The sequence below is a fragment of the Treponema sp. HNW genome, from assembly GCF_050320395.1.
GTDB lineage: Bacteria > Spirochaetota > Spirochaetia > Treponematales > Treponemataceae > Treponema_C.
Map to the genome: position 1 here is coordinate 2,690,899 of NZ_CP144459.1, position 16,632 is coordinate 2,707,530.

Sequence of the window (16,632 nt, forward strand, 5' to 3'; positions counted from 1 at the left end):
GAATATATTTGTTCTGCATAGCCAAATCATTATACAAAAACAACACCCTTACTGTAACAAGGAGAATCAAATGAGCGTAACTATTACGGTAAATCATGCACTGAAAAAATACGGAGACAATGTAATTATTCCCGACTTAAGTTTAAAAATAAATCAGGGAGAATTTTTTACTCTATTGGGACCTTCCGGCTGCGGAAAAACCACTCTTTTAAGAATGATTGCGGGATTTAATTCGATTGAAGGCGGCGATTTTTACTTTAACGATAAACGTATAAACGATTTGGATCCTGCCAAAAGAAATATCGGTATGGTATTCCAAAACTATGCAATTTTTCCCCATTTAACGGTGCGCAAAAATGTGGAATTCGGCTTGAAAAACAAACATTTTCCTAAAGACCAAATAGCCGCACGGACGGAAAAGTTTTTAAAATTAATGCAAATCGACCATTTAGCCGAACGCTTACCGGACAGGCTCTCCGGAGGTCAGCAGCAGCGCGTTGCACTTGCACGGGCACTTTGCATTGAGCCGGATGTACTTCTGATGGACGAGCCTCTTTCCAATCTGGATGCAAAATTGCGCGTTGAAATGCGTACCGTTATTAAAAACATTCAGCACAGTGTAGGGATTACGACAATCTATGTTACACACGACCAGGAAGAAGCCATGGCCGTATCGGACAGAATTGCCGTAATGAAAAACGGCGTTATTCAGCATATCGGCACGCCGAAAAATATTTATCAAAGACCGGCTAACCTGTTTGTATCGACCTTTATCGGCCGCTCAAATATTTTGGAAGCAAAGCTTACCATAAAAGACGGACAGCCCCATCTTGACTTTTTAGGATATACGGCTCCGATACCTCATATTAAAGACGGCTGCAAAAAAGATCAGGATATTATTCTTTCCGTCCGCCCCGAAGAATTTTTAATGCACAAAGAAAAAGGAAAAGGTATTAAAGCGGTTGTGGATGATTGTGTCTTTTTGGGCTTAAATACGCATTATTTTATGCACCTTGATGACGGTACCCAAGTCGAATCCATTCAAGAGTCTACAATAGATAGCATTATTCCGAACGGAACCGAAATTTCATTAACGATAAATACCGAAAAGGTGAATATTTTCACGGCGGACGGAGAGTCCAATATCGTTAGCGGCGTATGTAATGATTACACAGCCGAATAAAGGATGATGGCAAAATGAAAATCAAAAAATTTGAACTTTGGAGCGGTATAACGGTTTTATTTTTGGGATTGTTTTTGTTGTTTTTAATTTATCCGATGTTCGGTATATTGCGGCAAGCGGTAATCTCAAAAGACGGAGATTTTACTTTAAAGGAATTTGTAAAGTTCTTTTCCCAGTCTTATTACAGTAAAACAATTTACAACAGTTTTAAAGTCAGTATTGCAATTACGGCATTAACCTTACTGATCGGTATTCCCCTTTCTTATTTTTATTCATTTTATCATGTAAAGGGGGCAAAATTTTTATTTGTTGCAAGTATTCTTTGCTGTATGTCCGCGCCGTTTATCGGTGCCTATGCATGGATTTTGCTCTTAGGCCGTTCCGGTATTATCACCAAATTTATCCGCGATGTGTTCGGCGTAAAGATAGGAAATATCTACGGGTTTAAGGGAATTTTGCTTGTGCAAGCCTTAAAGCTTTTTCCTCTTGTCTTTGTTTATATGAACGGCGCTTTTAAAAATATAGATAAAACGCTTATGGAAGCATCGGAAAATATGGGCTGTACCGGAATAAGACGGTTTTTCCAGATCGTGATGAACCTTTCAATGCCTACAATTTTAGCGGCGGCGCTCTTGGTGTTTATGCGCGCCTTTGCCGATTTCGGTACGCCGCTTTTGATAGGTGAAGGATACAGAACCTTTCCGGTTGAAATATATAATCAGTACTTGGGCGAAAACGGAACCGACCACAATTTTGCGGCCGCTATCAGTATTATAGCAATCCTTGTTACCGCTTTGGTCTTTTTTCTTCAGCAGTGGGGAACCGGAAAATATAAGTTTTCAATCAGCGCCCTGCATCCGATAGAGAAAAAGTCGCTCAAAGGCTTAAAAGGAGCCTTAATATACCTGTATTCATACCTTTTAATAGCGGTTGCTTTACTGCCTCAGATTTATATTATTTATTTATCTTTCAGAAACTGCGACCAAGCCGTATTCAAACCCGGCTATTCTTTAGCGAACTATCAAATGGCGGTAAAAAAACTGCTGATGCGTTCAATCACCAACACAACGATATTGGGCGTCGGTTCTCTTGCTCTTATTATAGTATGTGCAATCCTTATTGCGTATCTTGTCGTCCGCCGCTCAAATGTGTGGAATCATACAATCGATACGATGTCTATGCTTCCTTATATCATGCCCGGTTCGGTAATAGGTATCGCTTTGGTCATTGCATTCGGTAAGCAGCCCCTCGCTTTAACCGGAACGATTTGGATTCTCCTGATTTCGTTTGTCATACGCCGTATGCCTTATACAATCCGCTCGGCAACGGCAACCCTGCAGCAGATTCCGATAAGCATAGAAGAAGCCGCTATCAGTTTGGGCGCATCAAAGTTAAAAACCTTTTCTTTGATTACCGTGCCGATGATGTCAAACGGGATTATTTCCGGCGCCATTTTAAGCTGGGTATCGATTGTTACCGAACTTTCAAGTTCGATTATTTTATACAACAACAAAAACATTACGCTTACCATGTCCGCATATGTGGCGATTTCACGCGGAAACTACGGTCTTGCAGCCGCTTTTTCGGCAATTCTCACCGTCGTAACCGCAATTTCTCTTGTGATTTATTTAGCCGTAAGTAAATCGGAAGATATTAAATTGTAGCTTTTTTTGAACTAAAAAATATATATGTTAGGAGGATTTTGTATGAAAAAAAAAGCCCTATTATTTACAGCAATCGCGGTAACGCTGTTGCTGTCTGCCTGTTCCGGCGGAAAAAAAGAAACAGCCGCGGCCGATAAGAGTGCCGCCGGAGACATTGAAGGCCGGTTGGTTTTGTATTCAAGTATGACCGAAAACGATTTGAATAACCTGATCGATTTGTTCAATGAAAAATATCCGAAATGCGAAGTTGAAGTCGTAAACGGTTCGGCAGGAGAATTGGTTGCACGTATTACCGCCGAAAAGGGAAATCCGCAGGGTGATATTATGTGGGGCGGTTTAAGCAACAGTGACGGAAATACCCATAGCGAAATTTTCGAGCACTGGCTGTCGGAATACGAAAACGAAGTAATCTCCGATTATAAATCGAATAACGGATTTTACAGCTTGGACCACCTTTCAACCTGTGTTTTTTGTATCAACACCGAGTTGGAAAAAGAATTGGGACTTGAAATTAAAAGCTATGCCGATTTGTTAAATCCCAAGTTAAAAGGAAAAATTGTTTTTTCAAATCCGAATTCGTCGTCCGCGGCATGGAACAATGTATGTAACATTATGTCCGTATTCGGAAAAGACAGTCCCGAAGCATGGGATTACATGACAAAGCTTATGAAAAACGGCTTGGTTATATCGGTTTCTTCTTCCGTATGCTTTAAATCGGTTGAAACGGGAGAATACGTTGCGGGTATTACCTATGAAGACGGTGCGGCAACCCTCTTAAAATCGGGCGCAAAGAATATCCGCATGGTGTATCCTGCAGAAGGAACTTCCGCTTCGGCTTTCGGCTGTGCCGTAATCGCAGGAGCTCCCCATCCTAAAGCCGCAAAAGCCATGGTCAATTTTTTAATGAGTGAAGAAGGTCAAAATGCACTCGGCAAATCTTTGGGAACACTGCGTATGACCAATTCAAAGGCAAACTTTGAAAGCCCCTACCTTCCGAAAACGAACGAAGTTAAGTGGGTAACCCGCGATGTTAATTGGATGATTGAAAACAAAGCTAAAGTTCTTGAAAAATGGAATAAGATTTACGCGGAAATTCACAAATAAAACCGTTTATTAGTTAATTCCGTTAAAAGGCCGCAAGCGCGTCTAAAAGGACAACTTGCGGCCTTTTTTATTCCGGTATGTATTACAAGGTAATCATGCGTTTGATACGCATTAAAGTCATCCTGTTTCGTACTGTCGGAGAATATTCAAACAATAAATCAGCGCGGTCTTCGGGCACATCAATATCGCTCAAAGTTGCTTTCATGCCGATTTTTTCATATACAGGAAGCAATTCTTTTTTTAAAGGTATTTCCGAAACGATACTGCGGATATTCGGCCATGTTTCGATAAGTTTTTCGGGAGTAACCCCGTTCATACAGTCATGTTTATTTTCATTCAAAACCGATTCAATCAAATCATCTCCATAAAAGGAACGAAGTTCATCTTTTGAGGGAAAGGCATATTCTCTTACACGGGAGCCGATTTTTTCGGTTTTTGTCAGCTTATGATAGTATTCGGAAATCAACAGCGCTGCAACGCCCACCTTTTCTCCGTGCAGGGCGGAAGAAAAAACACCGAGCTTTTGAGGATGCATTTCAATTAAATGCGATATATGGTGTTCCGAACCGGATGCCGGCCGCGAATTTCCCATAAGCTGCATTGCAAGTCCCGAAAGCAAAAGGGCATAGATCAGCTGCTCTATCGCTTCTTCATTTTTCTCGGGGATTTGTTCACAGCATGAATGAACCGTTTTAAGAGCTTTTTCCGTCATTTGTTCAATGCGCTCGCAAAAATGTTCTCCTGCCAAGACATGAGCGATTTTCCAATCCGCTAAAGCCGTATATTTCCCTAAAATATCGCCGACTCCCGATAGTGTTAAACGCATGGGTGCCGCCTTGATTACATCGGTATCGGCGAGAACCAAGGCGGGAGCTATGCCCGGCAATGTTGTTTTATAACCTTTCCACGTCATAGCGCATACCGTCGAACAAAACCCGTCCACACTTGCCGCCGTAGGACAGGATATAAAAATCTTACCCGTTTCACGAGCACAATAACGGGTAATATCATGCACGGTTCCGCTTCCCACGGCTATGAGGATTTTTATATCCGAAGCCGAATTGTGTAAAACTTCATCGGCAAGTTCATCGTGTGCATCCGTATCCGCCCTTAAAACGATTTCCCGGTCTGCTGCCGGCCGAATAAGATTTTCGGCATTGTATGTATGTTCATCGTACACAACCGCCCTTTTTCCCGCTATATGATATTGTTCAAAATACGCATCGATTTTTTTAAGGCAGCCCGGTTCTATGATTACAGCCTTGGTATCCATTGTGTGCGGCTTTCCGCAGGAACACGCGCCTTGTAATTTTTCTCCGTCTATAAAAATCATATCTTACCGTTCTTCCACCGTACCGTCGGCATGGGCGATAAAAACGAGCGGTTTATTTTTTGTAAAAAAGCCGTTTTCCACAACGCCGGTGATTTTATTTACCCGGTCTTCCATTTTGGCGGGATTTACGGGAGACGAGCCGTCGGGAAGGGCCTGCCATGTACAGTCAAGAATTTGATTACCGTTATCGGTAACAACGGGGCCGTCCTTTCCCGCACAGCTTCGCAGGATACAGGATGCACCGAGTTTTTCCATTTCGCGTACAACCGGGCCGCGCGAAGCCGGAATAATTTCGACCGGAAGCGGAAATTTCGTTCCCAAATGGGGTACGAGTTTGCTTTCGTCGGCGATGATTACCAAGCGCTTTGTATTGTATTCGACAATCTTTTCCTGAACGTGGGCCGCCCCGCCGCCCTTTATAAGATTGTTGTCGGGATCTATTTCATCGGCTCCGTCAATAGAAAGGTCGAGCTTTCCCGCAATTTCTTTACTGTTCAGCGTATAGACCGGAATACCGTTTTCTTCGCAGGTGATGTGGGTTTGAAAACTTGTTGCAACCGCCTTTACATCCGACAGCTTTCCGTCCCGAATATAAGAGGCAAGATGCTCAACCGCAATGATGGCCGTTGAGCCGGTACCCAAACCGATTTTCATCCCGGATTTAATAAGGCCGCGTTCAAAGAGGCGGTCTATAACCGCTTTTCCTACAAGGGCTTTTTGTTCTTTTTGCGACAGTTTTTTTTCAGTTTTCATAAGGTACTCCCGTAAATAATTCAAATTGTTTATAAGCCTGATGCTTGAGCATCGAATATCCGTTACAAATACGGCAGCCGGCCTCTTCGGCACGGCGCAAAAGCGGCGTTTTTTCGGGATTGTAAATAATATCGTATACCTGTTCGCTTCCCGTAAAACCGTAAAAGGCAATGGGGTCTGCAGCCGTATCGTTTTCACCGGCGCCCATTCCCACCGAGGTTGTTTGAATAATAAGCCATGAATACTTTTCCAAAAGCTTTTGGTCTTCCATGCCCAAGACCGCATATTTAAAGCCGTACTTTTCGGCAAGCAGACGGGCATTGGAAAGAGTGCGGTTAAAAACACAAGCCCTTCCCTTCAGTTTATGAACGGCATAGGCAACGGCCTTTGCAGCTCCTCCCGCCCCGATTATCGCAACTCTTTTACCGCGGAGATTTTTTACCTGTAAAAATGCAAGCAGGGCCTTTTCAAAACCTTCCGCATCGGTATTATAGCCGGTCAGCCCCGTTTTGCCGCATACAACGGTATTGCACGCCTCTATAGTTTCAACTTCGGGAGAAACCGAGTCCAAATACGCAAGCACGTCTTCTTTATGCGGCACGGTAATCGAAAGGCCCTTCATTTCCAAAATGCCGGCAAAATCGAGGGCATCCTTTACCGAGTCGGACTTTATCGGAATATATACGGCATTCATTCCGTGTGTACGGTAGCCTTCATTGTGCAGATTCGGACTGAGCGTATGCGTTAAGGGGTAGCCGGTTATGCCGAACAATTCGGTTTTTTCATCGATCGCACGAAAATTATAGAGGGTATTAAGCTGAATCGGATCCACATGGCCGAGCTTTGTCAAAGCCTCATCGACATTAACTCCGGGCGGAGAACAGTAGGTTAAAAAAGACCCCGTGCGTTCGGCTAATACACGGGAAGGAATACTGAATAAACCCATACAGCAGACAATGTGGTCATAGTCCAAAGCCGCCGATTCTTTAAATAGGGTAGACACATCAACCAAACTGCGGGGAGTACAGGCGACTTTCGGTATTTCATAACCGGTTTTGCGTATTTGAGCCATTTTAGCGGGAATATCCGTAACCGTATCCTTCATATTATGCATACTGCGTATAATACGCGTACCGAATGCCAAGGCCGCATCCTGAATACTGGGAACATCCAAATCCTCTTCCAAATCTATGTAAGCAAAATTCTTAGTCGTATCCTGAGACGCAAATGCAAGGCCTCGTGCCATAAGAGCGGTACGGGCGGCTTCTCCTCCCTTGTATACACCGCCGTCAACGACCCTGCGTATGGTTAAAATAATCGGAATGCCCGCCATTGCCGGAAAGCGGCGTATATAGAGGCGCTCGTCATCGCTAAGATAATCCGCACGCAATTCGGCCATATCTATCCATTGCCGATATTTTTCCAATACCTCAAGGTTTTCGGCAAGGGTGGAACAGGTTAAGCATAAACATATTTTCGGCTGCTGCATATCCTTCCTTAAAATTGAGCGGCGCTATTTCAGCCGCTTACTTTAAACCTTCTTTTTTACCGCATCGCTTATTTTTAATTGAAGTCTTTATGCATTTATGATAATATTACACTACTTTTTGCATTTGTAAAAGCTCTTAGAGAGGAGGATTCGTTTTTTTATGGAACATTTCAGAATGTGGGGAATTATCCCCCCTCTACTGACAATTGCCCTTGCTTTTATTACAAAGGACGTTATCGTTTCCCTGTTTTTGGGAATTTTATCGGGCTGTCTTATTGTTGCAGGCGGTAATCCCGGCGCGGCGGTTATGAACCTGAGCGATTTGATTGCCGGTTCTTTGGCCGACGGCTGGAACATACGTATTTTTTTATTTTGCGCTTTGTTGGGAGCTTTGGTCGGTATGCTTTCAAAAACGGGGGCTGCCCAAGCCTTCGGTCTATGGGTTTCAAAAAAATTAAAAAGCGGAACCGCTTCTCAGTTTGCAACCTTTATATTCGGTCTCATTGTCTTTATCGATGACTATTTCAACTCTTTAACGGTAGGAACCGTTATGCGCCCTATCAACGATAAAAACAGGGTTGCACGGGCAAAGCTGGCCTATATTTTGGATTCAACGGCGGCACCCGTATGTATCCTGGCTCCGATTTCGAGCTGGGTTGTTACCGTAATGTCGATTGTCCGCGGAGCCGAAGGTTTTGAAAAACTCGGCATAAGCGACTTTGAATTTTTTATCCGTGCAATTCCCTTTAACCTCTATGCTCTGACAACCCTTTTAATGGTACTTACCATTATCTTTTTTAAATCCGATTTCGGTGCAATGAAAAAATCGGAGACCCTGGCGCGCGAAACGGGAGCTCTGTGGAACGAAGAACTATACGGCGTTATCTCAGGCGACTTACGGGAAGAACAGCACACAAGAGCAAAGCCCGTCGATATGCTGGTACCGATTTTATTGCTCATCGTTTTTGCCGTTTGCTTTTTTCCCGTTGTTTCATGGCTGAATGCGGTAGACGGCGAAAGCATACTGAACTTATCGCAGGCGGCCGCTTCAATGAGTTTGCGCGATGCATTTAACAATACCGATTCTTCTTATGCACTGTTTTATTCGATTATATTCACTTTGGCGCTTACCTATATTTACTATCTGTGCCGCCGCCTTATGAATCTAAAAGAAGCTAGCGAAGCCGTGCGCGACGGTATAAAGTCCATGGTTCCCGCCTTGATTATTTTGGCTATGGCATGGTCTATCGGTACGGTTATAAAGTCGTCTCCCGAAGAAGGCGGCTTGGGCTTGGGACGCTACCTTTCCGAAATCGTTGTCGGAAGCGGCTTCCCCCTGTGGATTATTCCGGCAATCATCTTTGCCCTGTCGGCTCTCATAGCCTTTGCAACGGGCACCAGTTGGGGAACCTTCGGCATTATGATTCCGCTTGTAATGCCGATTGCCGTCGGTTTAACGCAGGGAACAGGGCTTACCGATACCGCCGCTTTAAATGCCGTCTTTATCTGTATTTCGGCCGTCTTGGGCGGAGCGGTATTCGGCGACCACGCATCCCCGATTTCGGATACCACAATCTTATCTTCGACGGGAGCCGCCTGTCCGCACTTGGAGCACGTTGCGACACAAATGCCCTATGCCCTCTTTGCCGCCCTCTGTTCCTTTATCGGCTTTATTGCAGGAGGTATTTTTATGAACGGCTTTGCCGCCTGGATTGCGGTTTTTGCCGTCTTTATTCCCGGCATGATTTTTTTACCCAAACGGTTTAAGTAAATACATTCTAAACGGTACGGAGATCGGATATTACGATTTGTTCAGTTCCCGTACCGTTTTTGAAAACCCGATGAAAAAATCCGTACTTTTTACTGCGGCAGGGACTTCTCTGTTTGCGATAGGAACCGCCGTCCTTAAATGGCCGATAATCGATACGATTACCGAATTTCTTTTTCTCCCCCTTGCCGGATTTATCGGCATCATTTTTTTGGGTTCTTTTGTGCTAAGCGTTGTGTACGCATGGGATTACCGAAAACGGCACCGGTTTTGTTTTGTCCCCTTAATCATACAAATCGTTACGGTTTTTATTATATTTTTTATTCCGTTTACCCGCTTATGGCTCAAGTGGAATTTTCTGCATTACAAAGAAGAGCGCGAAAAAATAGTCGAAAAGGTTATAGCAGGAGAATTAAAGCCCAATGTTGAATATAACGGCTCCTTAATTGAACTTGATTCGTCTTTTCCCCTCGTTTCTTTGGGCGGCAATCAAATTGTCGTAGAAACAAACGACGGCAAACCCTATGTGTTTTTTTATACATACCGCGGCATATTGGACAATTATGCGGGCTTTTTATATTTGCCTGAGGGCGGCGATCCTTCACTCTTTTATGATTTGTATGAAGAGTCCCGAACCGAAATAGAAAAAATGGAACCCGGTATCTATTGGGTTTCCCATCACTGACAGCTTCGGCATTAAAAAATTCCGCTTGCACATATCGCAAAAACAGCATATAATTACAATGTAATAACGTATACAGAGGTGCAGTATGTTGGTATCTCTTATCCCGATAGGTAATTCCCGCGGCATAAGATTGCCGAAAATTGTTTTGGACAGATTGTCCGTAAAGGATAAGATGGAAATGGAAGTAACGGAAAAGGGTATTATGCTTTCTCCCGTAAAAGACCCTCCGAGACAGGGATGGGCGCGAGCCTTTTGCGATATGCATCGAAACCGAGAAGATATATTGGAAGAGATACCCGATTCGGGAGCTTTTGAATGGGAATGGTAATTGCGCAATACGAGGTCTATCTTGTCAACCTCGATCCGACAGTCGGCCATGAAATAAAAAAAACACGACCCTGTTTGATAATATCCCCGAATGAGATGAACAATAATATCGGCACCGTGATAGTTGCCCCCATGACTACAAAATCCCGTTCATATCCTACGAGGGTACCGGTAAAATTTGACGGTAAAAACGGTTGGATTGTACTGGATCAAATAAGAACGGTCGATAATGTCAGGCTTGTAAAAAAAATGGGAAAAATAAGCCCCAAAGCGGTTAAACAGGTAAAAAACATTATACGGGAAATGCTGGTTGACTAAAAAGCCGTCCGGATTCGGAGAGTTCTGCCGCACCCGGATTCTCAATTTGTAGGTACTTGCACTTTTTTAATAACTGAAAACGAACGAATAAAAAAGGGGTTGTCTTAAAAGCCGCGAGCTTTTTTGACACCCCCCGTTTTTTCGATACGTGCTTTACAAATTAATTATACGTATTGCGTGCGGTGTATTTTGTATGTAAAAGCTCGTGCGCTTTGCCTTTGCCCGGCTCTCCGAAAAATTCTTTGTACGCCTGCAAAAGGTCGGGGTTTTTATGCGACACGCGGATTTTTTGATTTTCGTCGTCGCTGTACAAGCCCGCCGCACGCAGGGTACGCACTTCATCGGTTGCACCGTAGGGCTGACCGCCGCCGCCGACACAGCCGCCGCGGCATGCCATAACTTCCACAAAATGATACGACGGCTCTTTTCCGGCGGCAAGTTCTCCGCGGATTTTTTGCATAACGCCGTCCACATTGCCGAGCTGATGAATAACGGCAAGGCGCACCTTTGTGCCGCCCACATCCACTTCGGCTTCTTTTACGCCGTCAAGACCGCGCACGGGTTTAAAGTTTACATCGGCAAGCTCATCCTTTGTTACCAAATGGTAGGCGGTACGCACGGCGGCTTCCATAACGCCTCCGGTTGCCCCGAAAATAGTTCCCGCACCCGTGTATTCTCCGAGCGGATTGTCCGCCTCGGTTTCTTCCAAATCGTTAAAGCCGATGCCGGCTTCTTTTATAAGGCGGACAAATTCGCGTGTGGTAAGAGCTTCGTCAACGTCTGCGGCTCCCGACGAAAACATATGTTCGTCGCGGTGTGTTTCGTAATCTTTTGCCGTACAGGGCATAATCGCCAAGCTGTAAATCTTTTTCGGATCCAAGCCTTTTTTTTGCGCCCAATAATTTTTTATCGCCGCCCCCATCATTTGCTGGGGACTTTTTGCCGTGGAAAGGTGGGGCAAAAGGTCGTGGTAATTTTTTTCGCAATAGTCAACCCAGCCCGGACAGCAGCTTGTAAACAGCGGAAGATTTTTTCCCTCGGTAAGACGCGAAGCGAATTCGGTCGCTTCTTCCATAATCGTCATGTCGGCCGAAAAGTTCGTGTCGAATACGTAATCGAAGCCGATAAGACGAAGCGCCGTATAGATTTTTTTTGTTGAAATATCCCCCGGTTTTAAGCCGAATTCTTCACCGATTGCAACGCGCACCGACGGGGCGATTTGTACAACGCAAGTCATTTCGGGATTTTGCAGATTTGCCCATACGTTTTCGGTAGTATGTCCGGTGCGGATAGCCGCCGTCGGACAGTGAACCGTACACTGTCCGCAGCGTACACAGGGGCTGTGTGCCAAATCGACACCCGAAACGGGTCCTATAAGAGTTTTGTCTCCGCGCCCCGTATATTCAAGCGCCCATACGTTTTGCATTTCCTGGCACGCTTCAATACAGCGGCCGCAGTTGATGCATTTATTTCGATTTAATACAACCGTATTGTTCGATTTATCGACCGGCTGATTTTTCAATATCGTATCGAAACGTACTTCGCGCAAACCGAATTCGGCCGCCAAATCCTGCAATTCGCACTGCCCGCTTCGGCTGCATTTTAAGCAGTCGTCCGGATGATTCGACAAAATCAACTCAAGAACCGTCCGACGCGCTTTTACAAGTTCGGGGTCGTGAGTGATAATATTCATTCCCTCGGCAGCCTTTGTGCAGCATGCCCTCATCATACGGTGAGTTCCGGCAGCCCTTACGATACAAATACCGCAGGATGCCCAAGGCGGAAGATCCGGCGTATGACAGAGGGTGGGAATCTTTATATGTACCTTTTTTGCGGCATCCAAAATAGTTGAGCCGTCAGATACCTGAACCGCTTTGCCGTTTATAGTCAAATTTATCATAACTTCTCCTCATCGTTACCTTTTTATCTTTTTTCGATAGCGCCGAATTTACAGGTACGTTCACATTCGCCGCACTTTAAGCACTTGCTTTGCTCGATTACATGCATTGTCTTGCGCTCTCCGGTAATACAGAGGGCCGGACACTTACGTGCACAGGCTCCGCAGCCGATACATTTTTCGGTAATAAAAAAGGATATCAAGTGTTTACATTTTCCGGCCGCACATTTTTTATGCACAATGTGGTCAATGTATTCCTGTTCATATTTTGCAATCGTTGAAAGGGTCGGGTTCGGCGCGGACTGTCCCAAAGCACACAAGGAAGCCGTCTTCATAGCCAGGCCGATGTCTTTAAGTTTTTGCAAATCTTCCGGTTCGCCGTTTCCGCGCGATATTTTTTCCAAAATCGTATGAAGCTGACGGGTCCCGATACGGCAGGGAGAACATTTTCCGCAGGATTCGTCTACACAGAATTCCATATAGAATTTGGCAACGTCGACAACGCAGTCGTCTTCGTCCATAACAATCATACCGCCGGAACCCATCATTGAACCCAGGCGCACCAAGGCGCCGAAGTCGATAGGAGTGTCCAGATTTTCTTCGGTAATAATTCCGCCCGAAGGACCGCCGGTTTGTACACCCTTGAATTTTTTACCGCCCTTTATGCCGCCGCCGATTTCAAAGATAATTTCGCGCAGGGTTGTTCCCATCGGAACTTCAACAAGACCGGAGTTTTCAACTTTACCCGTAAGGGCGAATACCTTTGTGCCCTTAGAATCTTCGGTGCCGATTTTATTAAACCAATCGGCTCCCTTTGTTAAAATGACGGGAATGTTCGCCCATGTTTCGACGTTGTTTATAACGGTCGGCTTTCCCCACAAACCGCATTGAGCCGGGAAGGGAGGTTTCGGCGTGGGCATACCGCGCAAGCCCTCTATTGAGCGTAAAAGGGCGGTTTCTTCACCGCAGACAAAGGCTCCCGCACCCAAGCGGATTTCTATATCAAAGTCGAATCCCGAACCTAAGATGTTCTTTCCCAAAAGACCTGCTTCCTGCGCTTGATGCATAGCGATTTTCAAGCGGTCGATGGCAAGCGGATATTCGGCGCGGATATAGATAAATCCTTTGCGGGCACCGATGGCCTTACCGCAAATGGTCATCGCTTCAAGGATTGAGTGGGGGTCTCCTTCAACGGTGGAGCGGTCCATGTAAGCACCCGGGTCTCCTTCGTCGGCATTACAGACAACGTATTTAACGTCTCCTGCCGCTTTAAGACCGGCCTCCCATTTAAGTCCCGTCGGGAAACCGGCACCGCCTCGGCCGCGCAAGCCCGACTTTTTAATTTCTTCGACGATTTCTTCGCCGGTCATTTCAAAAAGGGCTTTTTCGAGGGCAAGATAGCCGTCGCGTGCAATATATTCGTTTATGTCTTCGGGATTGATAACACCGCAGTTGCGCAACACGACACGCAGTTGTTTTTGATAAAATTGAATGTCTTCTACGGCTTCCAAGCTCTTTTTTTCTTTGTTGTATAAAAGGCGCGTTACTTCACGGCCCTTTATGATTTGTTCGGCGATAATGTCTTTTGCGTCTTCCGGTTTTACTTCCACGTAAAAAGAATCTTCCGGCAGAACCTTGACTATGGGACCCTTTTCGCAAAAGCCGAAACAGCCGGTTTTTACGATTTGCACCTTGTCGGCAACCCCTGCATTTTTTGCTTCCTGTAAGAGATTTGTAAAAATCCGGTCGGCATTGCTCGATTCGCAGGCCGATCCTCCGCAAACGAGAATGTAGTGTGTGTATGCCATATATGTCTCCTATTGATTGAGTATGTCGGCGGAGGGGCGGTTTAAAATCATATTATCGATAAGTTTTTTTTCGACAATATGAGTTTTTACGATTTCGGCAACCTTATCGGCCTTTACCTTACCGTACATAACGGTCGGCATATCGGGAATAATCAGTTCAACGGTCGGTTCGCTTGCACATAATCCCATGCAGCCGGTTTGGCGGATAATAGCATGTTCCGAAAGACCGTTTTTCGTCAGTTCCGAAACAAAAGCATCGAGCGTATCTTTTGCACCGGCGGCGATACCGCAGGTTCCCATACCGACTATAATCTGCATGGTTTTTCCGTCCGTGTCCCGGCGCTTTAACTCGTTTTGCTTTTCGCCGCGCAGTTTACGCAGTTCTTCAAGAGACATTTTTGCCATAGTGTTCTCCATCCTTCATTATGGTTTTTAACCGTTTTCCTGACTTTGCAAAAACTCGTCAAGCAAGGCCAGGTCGGAGGCGGTTTCCATCTTTCCCAAAGCGTCCGAAAGTTCCGAGCGCAGCAAGGTGTAGGTTAAGGAACAATCTTGTGTATGTTTCGTCCGCACAATTTCAAGTTCATAGTCGCCGGGAAAAATCAGCAACTGCCGGAACAATCCGCACACATCGCCTATAGGCGGCGTGTCGATGTTCTTTAAATCAAAGCTCATATATACAACGGTGCCTTTTCCGGGAACCGAATCGATTTTCCATTCTCCGCCGGTTTCGGCCGTTGTTTGAATAAGAAAGGGAATCCCCATTCCTATTTTCCGGTTCGGATGCTTAATACCGTCCGTATAAAAAGGGTCGCGCACTTTTTTTAAAAGCTCGCCGTCCATGCCCTTTCCGTTGTCACGGATATATACGGTCAGATTGTTCTCCGATTCCGTAAATTCAACCCGGATATGAGATGAAGCCGCTTCCTGCGCATTTTGCGTCAAGTCGGCAATCAAATCGCATAGGGTATAATGCATCCTTCCCTTACGCCGTTTTGTATTTATCCAAAATACCGGCCATTTGACCCTTTTCGAGTTTACCGTACACATCGCCGTTTACGGATAAAACGGGAGCCAAACCGCAGCAGCCGATACAGCGCACGGGTTCAACCGAAAACAAACCGTCCGGAGTGGATACGTCATCGGGAGAAAGTCCCAACAAGCCGCGCGCTTCGTCGATCAAGTCCTGACCGCCCTTTAAATAGCAGGCCGTGCCCAAACACACGCTGATGCGGTTTTTACCGGGTTTTTGCGTTTTAAAGAAGTGATAAAAGGACATAACTCCGTATACGCGCGCCAAATGAGTTCCCGTTCGTTCGGCAACGGCTTGAGCCGCTTCTTTGGAAATGTAGCTTTGTTCTTCCTGCACCTTGTGCAAAATCATAATGAGGCTGCCGGGCTTATGCTTCCATTCGTCAATAAAAGCTTCAAGTTCGTCCGAAAAGCCCGCGTTTATTGTGTATGCCATAAAAAACCTCTCATCCTTAGTTTTCTATAAGTCGGAGTATATTCAATTACAATAAAGAGTGCAAGGGTGAATTTCGGAGGGCCGACGGAAGAAATGTCGGAATATTCTTTTATTTTCCGCCGTTTGCTTAAATTTTACACCAAATGCAAATTTTTATTTTATCAGAATTTGATAAAAATTTATTCAGAGACAGTTGAAATTCGGCTTTTTTTCCGTTAATCCGGACAACTCCCGTATCCCGGGGGGCTATTTCGGCGCGGGTAACGGCTGAAGGCAGGTTTACGTCAAAATTAAAAAACGCCTTTTCCAAATCGGCGCGGATTGCCTTTCCGTACATTGCGCCTATCAGCTCGGCATACTCATCCGAACTCATATGTTCCCCGGTAAAAAGAGGAGCCATTAAAAACTCGGTATATTCCGCGGTTTCTTCGGGAAGGATTTGTATGAGCTTACGCATATATTCCGGCGAAAGAGTTAAGGTTATGATTTCTTCCCCCGCATTTTTTTCCGTCTTCAACATCCCGCTTACGGCGCTTTTATCGACGGCTGCAGCCGACGCTTTGAGCTCTATGCCGGTTTTACCCGTTAAAGCCGATTCGGTAAGCACAAAACCGGCGGAAGCAAAGTTTTTCCGAAGCGCTTCTTGGTCCAATAAGGCCGTTTCTTCGCCGGTACCGGTAAAAGCGGCTGCCGTTTCTTCAAGCGTTTTGCCGCCGCGCGTTTTAACTGCGAGAACCGCGCTGTTATCGGTGTGTAAGGTTAAAGATGCGCGGGCCGCACAACCGGACATAAAAAAAAACAAAACACAGAAGACGCAAAATAAACATACGAAACT

General features: G+C 45.3%; 16 protein-coding genes. 7 read left to right on the forward strand and 9 right to left on the reverse strand.

Translation table 11 applies throughout. The features are described from left to right. Positions 1–70 precede the first annotated feature (70 nt). Genes V1L52_RS12645 through V1L52_RS12655 form a run of 3 tightly spaced genes read left to right on the forward strand, consistent with a single transcriptional unit; the run spans position 71 to position 3,951 of the window. Positions 71–1,183, forward strand: coding sequence for an ABC transporter ATP-binding protein (locus V1L52_RS12645; RefSeq protein ID WP_428770148.1), 1,113 nt, complete (start codon positions 71–73; stop codon positions 1,181–1,183). A 14-nt stretch (positions 1,184–1,197) separates the two neighbouring features. Next, positions 1,198–2,847, forward strand: a complete 1,650-nt coding sequence (locus V1L52_RS12650) for an ABC transporter permease (RefSeq protein ID WP_428770149.1) — start codon at positions 1,198–1,200, stop codon at positions 2,845–2,847. Between the two features lie 42 nt (positions 2,848–2,889). Further along, complete coding sequence (locus V1L52_RS12655; RefSeq protein WP_428770150.1) at positions 2,890–3,951, forward strand: extracellular solute-binding protein; 1,062 nt, start codon at positions 2,890–2,892, stop codon at positions 3,949–3,951. 82 nt (positions 3,952–4,033) lie between these two features. Here the strand turns inward: V1L52_RS12655 and V1L52_RS12660 are convergent, their stop codons facing one another. From V1L52_RS12660 to aroE, 3 genes are read right to left on the reverse strand one after another with little or no spacing between them, the layout of a single operon-like run. Next, a complete protein-coding gene (locus V1L52_RS12660) occupies positions 4,034–5,284 on the reverse strand; it encodes a sn-glycerol-1-phosphate dehydrogenase (protein ID WP_428770151.1) in 1,251 nt (416 codons plus the stop codon). A 3-nt stretch (positions 5,285–5,287) separates the two neighbouring features. Then, on the reverse strand, positions 5,288–6,037 hold the full coding sequence (gene rpiA, locus V1L52_RS12665; RefSeq protein ID WP_428770152.1) for a ribose-5-phosphate isomerase RpiA: 750 nt from the start codon (positions 6,035–6,037) through the stop codon (positions 5,288–5,290). Further along, positions 6,027–7,526 (reverse strand): shikimate dehydrogenase, encoded by a 1,500-nt coding sequence (gene aroE, locus V1L52_RS12670; RefSeq protein ID WP_428770153.1) that lies wholly within the window; start codon positions 7,524–7,526, stop codon positions 6,027–6,029. The genes rpiA and aroE overlap by 11 nt, the downstream gene beginning before the upstream one ends. A gap of 160 nt (positions 7,527–7,686) precedes the next feature. Between aroE and V1L52_RS12675 the strand changes: the two genes are divergently transcribed. The 4 genes from V1L52_RS12675 to V1L52_RS12690 all read left to right on the forward strand — a co-directional run bounded on the left by V1L52_RS12675 (position 7,687) and on the right by V1L52_RS12690 (position 10,624). Further along, positions 7,687–9,297 carry a Na+/H+ antiporter NhaC family protein gene (locus V1L52_RS12675; RefSeq protein ID WP_428770154.1) on the forward strand — a complete coding sequence of 537 codons (1,611 nt, stop codon included), beginning with the start codon at positions 7,687–7,689 and terminating at the stop codon, positions 9,295–9,297. A 70-nt stretch (positions 9,298–9,367) separates the two neighbouring features. Then, positions 9,368–9,979 carry a hypothetical protein gene (locus V1L52_RS12680; protein WP_428770155.1) on the forward strand — a complete coding sequence of 204 codons (612 nt, stop codon included), beginning with the start codon at positions 9,368–9,370 and terminating at the stop codon, positions 9,977–9,979. Positions 9,980–10,064: 85 nt separating this feature from the next. After that, positions 10,065–10,307, forward strand: a complete 243-nt coding sequence (locus V1L52_RS12685; RefSeq protein ID WP_428770156.1) for an AbrB/MazE/SpoVT family DNA-binding domain-containing protein — start codon at positions 10,065–10,067, stop codon at positions 10,305–10,307. Next, positions 10,295–10,624 (forward strand): type II toxin-antitoxin system PemK/MazF family toxin, encoded by a 330-nt coding sequence (locus V1L52_RS12690; protein WP_428770157.1) that lies wholly within the window; start codon positions 10,295–10,297, stop codon positions 10,622–10,624. The genes V1L52_RS12685 and V1L52_RS12690 overlap by 13 nt, the downstream gene beginning before the upstream one ends. A gap of 160 nt (positions 10,625–10,784) precedes the next feature. On the opposite strand, the gene V1L52_RS12695 is transcribed toward V1L52_RS12690, so the two are convergent. The 6 genes from V1L52_RS12695 to V1L52_RS12720 form a co-directional block, all read right to left on the reverse strand. Next, the gene (locus V1L52_RS12695) at positions 10,785–12,524 is read right to left on the reverse strand and encodes an NADH-dependent [FeFe] hydrogenase, group A6 (RefSeq protein ID WP_428770158.1); all 1,740 of its coding nucleotides are present in this window, start codon (positions 12,522–12,524) and stop codon (positions 10,785–10,787) included. Between the two features lie 23 nt (positions 12,525–12,547). Further along, positions 12,548–14,329, reverse strand: coding sequence for an NADH-ubiquinone oxidoreductase-F iron-sulfur binding region domain-containing protein (locus tag V1L52_RS12700; protein ID WP_428770159.1), 1,782 nt, complete (start codon positions 14,327–14,329; stop codon positions 12,548–12,550). A 9-nt stretch (positions 14,330–14,338) separates the two neighbouring features. Next, complete coding sequence (locus V1L52_RS12705) at positions 14,339–14,734, reverse strand: (2Fe-2S) ferredoxin domain-containing protein (protein WP_428770160.1); 396 nt, start codon at positions 14,732–14,734, stop codon at positions 14,339–14,341. Between the two features lie 27 nt (positions 14,735–14,761). Continuing rightward, on the reverse strand, positions 14,762–15,307 hold the full coding sequence (locus V1L52_RS12710) for an ATP-binding protein (protein WP_428770161.1): 546 nt from the start codon (positions 15,305–15,307) through the stop codon (positions 14,762–14,764). A gap of 7 nt (positions 15,308–15,314) precedes the next feature. Beyond that, positions 15,315–15,797: an NAD(P)H-dependent oxidoreductase subunit E gene (locus V1L52_RS12715; RefSeq protein WP_428770162.1), complete on the reverse strand. Its 483-nt coding sequence runs from the start codon at positions 15,795–15,797 to the stop codon at positions 15,315–15,317. A gap of 127 nt (positions 15,798–15,924) precedes the next feature. Further along, a complete protein-coding gene (locus V1L52_RS12720) occupies positions 15,925–16,587 on the reverse strand; it encodes a hypothetical protein (protein WP_428770163.1) in 663 nt (220 codons plus the stop codon). Positions 16,588–16,632 lie beyond the last annotated feature (45 nt).